Source organism: Nostoc sp. NZL (assembly GCF_015714705.1).
Lineage (GTDB): Bacteria > Cyanobacteriota > Cyanobacteriia > Cyanobacteriales > Nostocaceae > Nostoc > Nostoc foliaceum_A.
Genome location: NZ_WBKL01000171.1, coordinates 123,616 through 129,839, shown reverse-complemented (window position 1 = coordinate 129,839; position 6,224 = coordinate 123,616). Strand labels below are relative to the sequence as shown.

The 6,224-nt window shown below is 43.5% G+C and carries 7 protein-coding genes; 2 read left to right on the top strand and 5 right to left on the bottom strand.

Features of this window, described 5'->3' with window-relative positions; all coding sequences use genetic code 11:
• Positions 1-56: 56 nt before the first annotated feature.
• Positions 57-977, bottom strand: coding sequence for a thylakoid membrane protein ThyD (thyD, locus tag F8R90_RS25725; RefSeq protein WP_196513025.1), 921 nt, complete (start codon positions 975-977; stop codon positions 57-59).
• A gap of 153 nt (positions 978-1,130) precedes the next feature.
• Between thyD and F8R90_RS25720 the strand changes: the two genes are divergently transcribed.
• Entirely contained in the window at positions 1,131-1,478 is a 348-nt protein-coding gene (locus F8R90_RS25720) for a hypothetical protein (protein WP_196513024.1), read from the top strand.
• Positions 1,479-1,549: 71 nt separating this feature from the next.
• Here the strand turns inward: F8R90_RS25720 and F8R90_RS25715 are convergent, their stop codons facing one another.
• From F8R90_RS25715 to F8R90_RS25700, 4 genes are all read right to left on the bottom strand, one after another.
• Entirely contained in the window at positions 1,550-2,047 is a 498-nt protein-coding gene (locus F8R90_RS25715) for an FHA domain-containing protein (protein WP_196513023.1), read from the bottom strand.
• Positions 2,048-2,250: 203 nt separating this feature from the next.
• Entirely contained in the window at positions 2,251-4,755 is a 2,505-nt protein-coding gene (locus F8R90_RS25710; RefSeq protein WP_196513022.1) for a heavy metal translocating P-type ATPase, read from the bottom strand.
• Positions 4,756-4,890: 135 nt separating this feature from the next.
• The gene (locus F8R90_RS25705) at positions 4,891-5,070 is read right to left on the bottom strand and encodes a hypothetical protein (RefSeq protein ID WP_190894019.1); all 180 of its coding nucleotides are present in this window, start codon (positions 5,068-5,070) and stop codon (positions 4,891-4,893) included.
• Positions 5,071-5,468: 398 nt separating this feature from the next.
• Positions 5,469-5,744 (bottom strand): TM2 domain-containing protein, encoded by a 276-nt coding sequence (locus F8R90_RS25700; RefSeq protein ID WP_190894018.1) that lies wholly within the window; start codon positions 5,742-5,744, stop codon positions 5,469-5,471.
• Positions 5,745-5,916: 172 nt separating this feature from the next.
• Between F8R90_RS25700 and F8R90_RS33140 the strand changes: the two genes are divergently transcribed.
• On the top strand, positions 5,917-6,144 hold the full coding sequence (locus F8R90_RS33140; protein ID WP_230966850.1) for a hypothetical protein: 228 nt from the start codon (positions 5,917-5,919) through the stop codon (positions 6,142-6,144).
• Positions 6,145-6,224 lie beyond the last annotated feature (80 nt).

Here is a 6,224-nt window from a genome sequence, read left to right as displayed (position 1 = left end):
GGGGGCAGAGGGGAAAATTCTTCTCCCTTGCTCCCTGCTCCCTGCTCCCTTTTGACCTATGTAAGAATTTGTGTTAATGCTGATTGCAAATTAGGATATTTGTACTCAAAGCCTGTTTCCACGGTGCGCTTGGGAAAGACTTGCTGACCTTCTAAAACGACTATAGCCCCGTCTCCTAAAAGAGCTTCGATCGCAAAAGCAGGAACAGGCAACCAAGAAGGGCGATTCATCACTTGTCCCAAAGTTTGGCTTAAATCTGCCATCCTGACTGGGTTAGGGGCAGTGGCATTATATACACCTTCTATTTCCGGTTTAGTTAAAGCTTGCAGAATCAGGTTAACTAAATCGTCTATATGAATCCATGAGAACCACTGGCGGCCACTGCCAATTGGGCCACCAGCAAAGAGTTTGAAAGGCGGAATCATTTTACCTAAAGCACCGCCATTGCCCAGAACAATCCCAAAACGCAGAATTACCAGCCTTACACCAGCATCTTCTACCTTTCTCGCCTCTGCTTCCCAGGCTTGGCAGACTTGGGCGAGAAAATCGTTACCAGATAGACTTGTTTCATCAAAGGTTGCCGTTTCACTAGTGCCGTAGTAGCCGATAGCCGAAGCGTTAATTAACACAGATGGTTTGGGGTTAGCATTGGCTATTGCTTCAACTATTTTTTGTGTACCTAGCTTGCGGCTATTGAGGATTTCTTGTTTGCGTTCTGGTGTCCAGCGTCCTTCGCCAATGGGTTCTCCTGCCAGATTAACTACGCCATCACAACTAGCGATGACACTTTGCCAAGAACCAGATGCATGTGGTGTATAGGCAAGAATTTCTAGATTGGGGAAAGCCTCAGATGGAAAAACCTTTTGAGCAAAGGCGGTGTTCCGAGTTAATACTACTATTCTATGACCTTCCCCGTGGAGTCGTTGTACCAAATGACTACCGACAAATCCTGTTGCTCCAGTAATTGCGACTTTCATTTTCTACCTCAGCCAAACCTTTATTGTAAAGTTTTTGATCAAACTTTCATGACTGTATATCTTGATAATGCCTGATCTCAAAATTTAATCATTTTCCGTTTAGATGCTTCGGTATTATAGGATGGACGGAGTGTTGCAAGGCGTGGGGCTATTATGGCTCGCTATACCTGTTCATTTATTGTTTCTGTTCCTAGTGACCATCTCCAGCCGTTACTTGTAGAACTTCTACAAGACTGTCAGTTGGATATTCAATACCACACGAGTGATTATATTATCGCTCGTGAGATTCCCGGCAATGTTCCTTTTCCTAAATTGATCACAGTAGAAGTACTGGTTGATAAATCAAAATCTACTGAAACAGAAACCCGAATGAGTATTGTGATTAAAAATGAAGAACTACCACTCCAACTAGATAATTACTGCCGACAAATGTTTGAATTTATCAAGCAGGCTATTGAAAGTAGCCGCCATTGGCATTTGATTGAAAGTCTTGCGGGATAGCTTTGGTGATTGAATTGATACTCCCACGGTTTCAATCCGTGGGAGCTTAGACTGTTATTGGTAGTTATAATTCACTCTTCCACATCCTCTAAATCCTCGGCCATACCGGGGTTTATTAGTGTAATGTCGTACTCACTCGAATCCGTTTGTCCCAAACGCTGAGTGTTTCTTAAAAGGTAATAAATGGCACGCACTTGAGGACCAAAAACGATCTCGTCTTCATTTTTTAGATCGTGATTTGGTATTTTGCGTCCATTAATCATCAAACCGTTGGAACTAGGCTTCCCTTTGGCATCGCCATCTACAATCCGATAATAGTAGCTATGACTATTATGCTCTCGTGGCAATCTCACTAATGTGGCATGGCGGCGGGAGACAAACTGCGACATTAAACGGATATTACACTCGCGGTCTCTACCGATAGAGTAGACGGGGTGCTCCAGAGAAAATTCTTTGCGACCTTGATCGTCTTCAATAATCAGTAGATGGTTTTCATTAGTTTCTGCTGCCATTGACAAATCGCTGGAACTGTGATTAATCAAGATTTGTTTAGTATCGTATCTTGCCATTTTCGCGCACCATAAGTCTGTGGTGCTGATCTAAATAAGCTTTAAAATTGCATAATACCTTGAAAGAGTAGAACTTGTTCGTTCTACTCCAGTAGCTATGATAGCTTTGGTAAGTATCTCAAGAGGCTTTGTGGACTGTGTAAAACCTTTATATGGGAATAACCAAGATTTGTGCTTGGAAATTTTACGTGAAAAAGAGTATTTTACGGGTGATGAGCTAATCGCCGTAATAATATTGAGTTTGTGACAACGCTAACAGAGCTAAAAGCCATTAATGCAGCAGCACCAGATGGGTTAAGGACAAAACCTAGACTAGGGAACAAAACACCTGCGGCTAAAGGAATTCCAACTGTATTATATGCAAAAGCCCAAAATAAATTTTGGCGGATTTTGTTGAAAGTGGCGCGACTAAGTTGAATAGATTCAACGACATCGTTTAAGCGATCGCGCATTAGGACAATTTCAGCAGTTTCCATTGCCACATCTGTTCCGGAGTGTAAAGCAATTCCTACATCTGCTTGGGATAAAGCTGGAGCATCGTTGATTCCATCTCCTACCATTGCAATTACTGAGTGCTGAGTCAAGAGTGAGGAGTTAGAAGTTTTCTTTGTCCCCTTGTCTTCTTGTCTCCCTTGTCTCCTTGTCCCTTCTAACTGGAGAGACTGTATTGCAGCCGCTTTTTTAGCTGGGGGAACACCCGCTATGACATCAGCGCTGTCTAATCCTAGTTGTTTGGCTATGGCGCTAGCTGCTTCGGGGCGATCGCCACTGAGCAGCATTACCCGTAAGCCCATCTGACGCAATTTGTCTACGGTGGATTGGGCATCTGGTCTGAGGGTATCAGAAACTGCAATTAACCCGGCGAAAGTCCCCCCAACTGCTACGCAAACGACTGTTTTACCATCTGTTGCCAAATCCTGTGCTACCTGTTGTGCAGTTTCGTTAATCACAATGCCGTGCCAACTCAACCAGTCCCAGTTACCCAATAGTACAACTTTGCCCTCTACTACAGCAGACACTCCCAGTCCTGGTTCCGTGTGAAAGTCCACAGCCTCTGGAATAGATAACTGTTGCCCCTGTGCTTCTTGCTGAATCGCTTTTGCTAGGGGGTGATGAGTACCGCTTTCTACGGCTGCTGCTAGTTGGATGAGGGTGTAGGGATTCCCAATGTCCATTTCCGAAATTAACAGACAATCTGTGACGATGGGATTTCCCGTGGTCAGAGTGCCAGTTTTATCAAAAACTACGGTGTCTAATTGGTGTACTCTTTCTAAAACATCGCCGCCTTTGATTAACAAACCCCGTTCTGCGCCCATAGCAGTCCCAACAAGAATGGCTGTTGGTGTAGCAAGTCCTAAAGCACAGGGACAGGCGACTACCATAACTGCGATCGCTAGTTTTAAACTAATTAATAAAGGGGAATGGGGAGAGACGCGATTAATCGCGTCTGTACTAGGGAGTAGGGAGTGGTGGGCTTCATGTGTAGCGTGGCTCATCATTTCCATGCCACCAGACATCGTGACATCAGTCCAGATGTGAGTGCCGAAAAAGTACCAAAAGACAAATGTCAATATAGATGCTGTCAGCACACCGTAGGTAAAGTAACCAGCTACCGTATCTGCTAATTTTTGTACTGGTGCTTTCCGAGTTTGGGCGGCTTCTACTAGGGTGACAATTTGAGCTAGAGTTGTATCACTTCCAATACGGGTTGCCTGAATAGCGATCGCTCCTGACTGGTTTAGTGTGCCCCCTGTCACCGGATCGCCTGGTTGCTTGATCACTGGCACGGCTTCCCCAGTTAACATGGATTCATCTACCGTTGTTTGACCAACCACCACTTCACCATCAACGGGGATTTTATCACCTGGCAGCACTTGTAACCATTCACCAACACGCACCTGTTCAGCAGGAATTTCTACGCTAGAAGATCCTATTCCTCCTTTCTCTGGGTTGGCAATCAATCGCGCTATCTGTGGCTGGAGTGCTAGCAATTTCCTAAATGCAGCAGCGGCGCGACCTCTAGCTTGTTTCTCTAATGTCCTTCCTAAGAGGATAAAGCCCAGCATCATTACTGGTTCGTCAAAGAAGCATTCCCAACCCATTTGGGGAAAGAGCAGCGCTACTAAACTAGCAATGTAGGCTGTCAGCGTTCCTAATCCCACCAGGGTGTTCATGTTAGGCGCATTTCGCCGCCAGCCTAGCCAGCCATCTACTAAAATCGGGCGACCGGGAATTAATAGGGCCACTGTCGCCAGTCCACAGTGAAACCAGATGTTATTCAGCATTGGTAGCACTGAGCTACCAAGATTACCAAAATGTCCACTTCCCGACAATACCAGCAACACCGCAGCGATCGCCAACTGCCATACAGAAGAGCGCATTTCTCGGCGTTGTCGTTCTGCTGGGTCTAGTAAAGTAGATATCTCGCCTGCTACTGTACCACTAGCTTTTCGGGGTTGAGTCGGGAATCCAACGGCTGTTAATCCCTGTGCTAGTGCATCTGCATCTACCGCACCAGTTTCTAACTCTACAACAGCTACCTCTGTGGCCAAGTTCACACAGGCACTTTTGACTCCTGGATGTTGGGTTAGCTGTCGCTCTACTGCGTTCACACACCCAGCACACTTCATACCCCCAACATCGAGAATAATTTTCTCTAGGATTGGGTCAAGTTCTGGGGCTAGCTTAGTTTTTGGGACGAGTTGCATGGCAAGTGTTTAGATTCGCTACAGAAATTCAACGCCTGACTAAAAGCGTCTCTAATTTGAGCGTAGGCGAAATATGGAACTACGACTGTATGTCAACCCTATTAAATTTCTTAATTTATCGGATCTCGCTGACGGTCAATGACGGCTCCAGCGTAGATAAGTCACATAGATAACAGCTAGCACCTGTATTGGCATAAGGACAATCAGGCTTTTCCAAAAATTGTGAATTTCCAAATTAGACATGGCACTGAAATAGCCAAAGCCCAACAGCAAGAAGAATATCCAGATCAGCTGTTTACGTTTGATGGTTAGCATAGTAGTAGGATTCAGAATTTTTATATACTTTAAAAAATACACAACACCTTTAATTAATTCTTATAAAGAAAGGCAGAAGGAAGAAGGAAGAAAACTTTAGTTCTGGGTTATTGTGCAGTCAAAAAAAGAATTGGATCGAGTGGAAAGTGCGGCAAGATACAAAGCGCGGAGTGTCTCGGCCTCCGCGCTTTGTATCTTGCTACAATCCCATATTTTTCAACATGGGTTCCTCATATCTCTCATAGTAATAAATTGTCAAATTTTAGCTAATTCAGCAAATAAATAAGCAATTAAGTATTACATACATAGATTCATTAAAGTAATTGATAACACATCTTTTAATGTTATACGCAAGATACATAACTTCACAGAGGAACCCAAGTGTGAAATATAAGTTTTTAAAACCAGCCCTGCTTATTCACAAAGTAGGTATTTACAAATTCTTCAGGAGACTTATTCAAATAGATCATGCCTTCAATTAAACCTACAAGTAGCATAATTAACAAGGCAACGCCGTAGGTGAAAGAACCCACGACTACAGAAATCAGCAACATGATAAAGCCTTCTGGAGCGTATCCTAGAATAAACTTATGAACCCCAAATGCTCCAAGGATAATGCCACAGTAACCAGCTAGAAGTTGTTTGGTAGGGTGACTAGGGTTGAGATTTGCCATATGAGTACTGCTCCTTAATAAGTGAGATATAAAAATAAAGTCTTTATTGTAATGAAAGCGAGTAAATGTATTTGCTTAATAAATAGATTTTTAATTTTTTTAGTACAAGTAAATCCCAAGACAAATAACCAAAATCAGCGTGCTTCTATACCAGAGGGAACGCTAAAGTTTCTTGCGGAATAGCCTGAAAATCTGGCGCTCCTTGATAACTTTTGGTGGATTTGATGATCGCAAACCTTGGTACGGCAGTTTTGCAGATTTTCAGGTAAGACATTTATTTATCTTGAGAAAAATTAGCCTCAATAATCAGCAAAAACTGCTACACCACTTTTTACAAGTTCATCAGTATTATTTCCGGATTTTTTGCGTAGGCGTAGCCCGTCGTAGATATCGCTTTTAGTGGGCGTGAAACACCATCGCACCAATGACGAGACCAACTGTGTGGCTAATGGGAATCTAGAAGTGCAAGAGGCATCTTCC

Bases quoted from the DNA above. Each gene is read 5' to 3' on its own strand.
- F8R90_RS25705 (WP_190894019.1), bottom strand. From the start codon at position 5,070: ATGCTAACCATCAAACGTAAACAGCTGATCTGGATATTCTTCTTGCTG.
- F8R90_RS25715 (WP_196513023.1), bottom strand. From the start codon at position 2,047: ATGGCAAGATACGATACTAAACAAATCTTGATTAATCACAGTTCCAGC.
- F8R90_RS25700 (WP_190894018.1), bottom strand. From the start codon at position 5,744: ATGGCAAATCTCAACCCTAGTCACCCTACCAAACAACTTCTAGCTGGT.
- F8R90_RS25720 (WP_196513024.1), top strand. From the start codon at position 1,131: ATGGCTCGCTATACCTGTTCATTTATTGTTTCTGTTCCTAGTGACCAT.
- thyD (WP_196513025.1), bottom strand. From the start codon at position 977: ATGAAAGTCGCAATTACTGGAGCAACAGGATTTGTCGGTAGTCATTTG.
- F8R90_RS25710 (WP_196513022.1), bottom strand. From the start codon at position 4,755: ATGCAACTCGTCCCAAAAACTAAGCTAGCCCCAGAACTTGACCCAATC.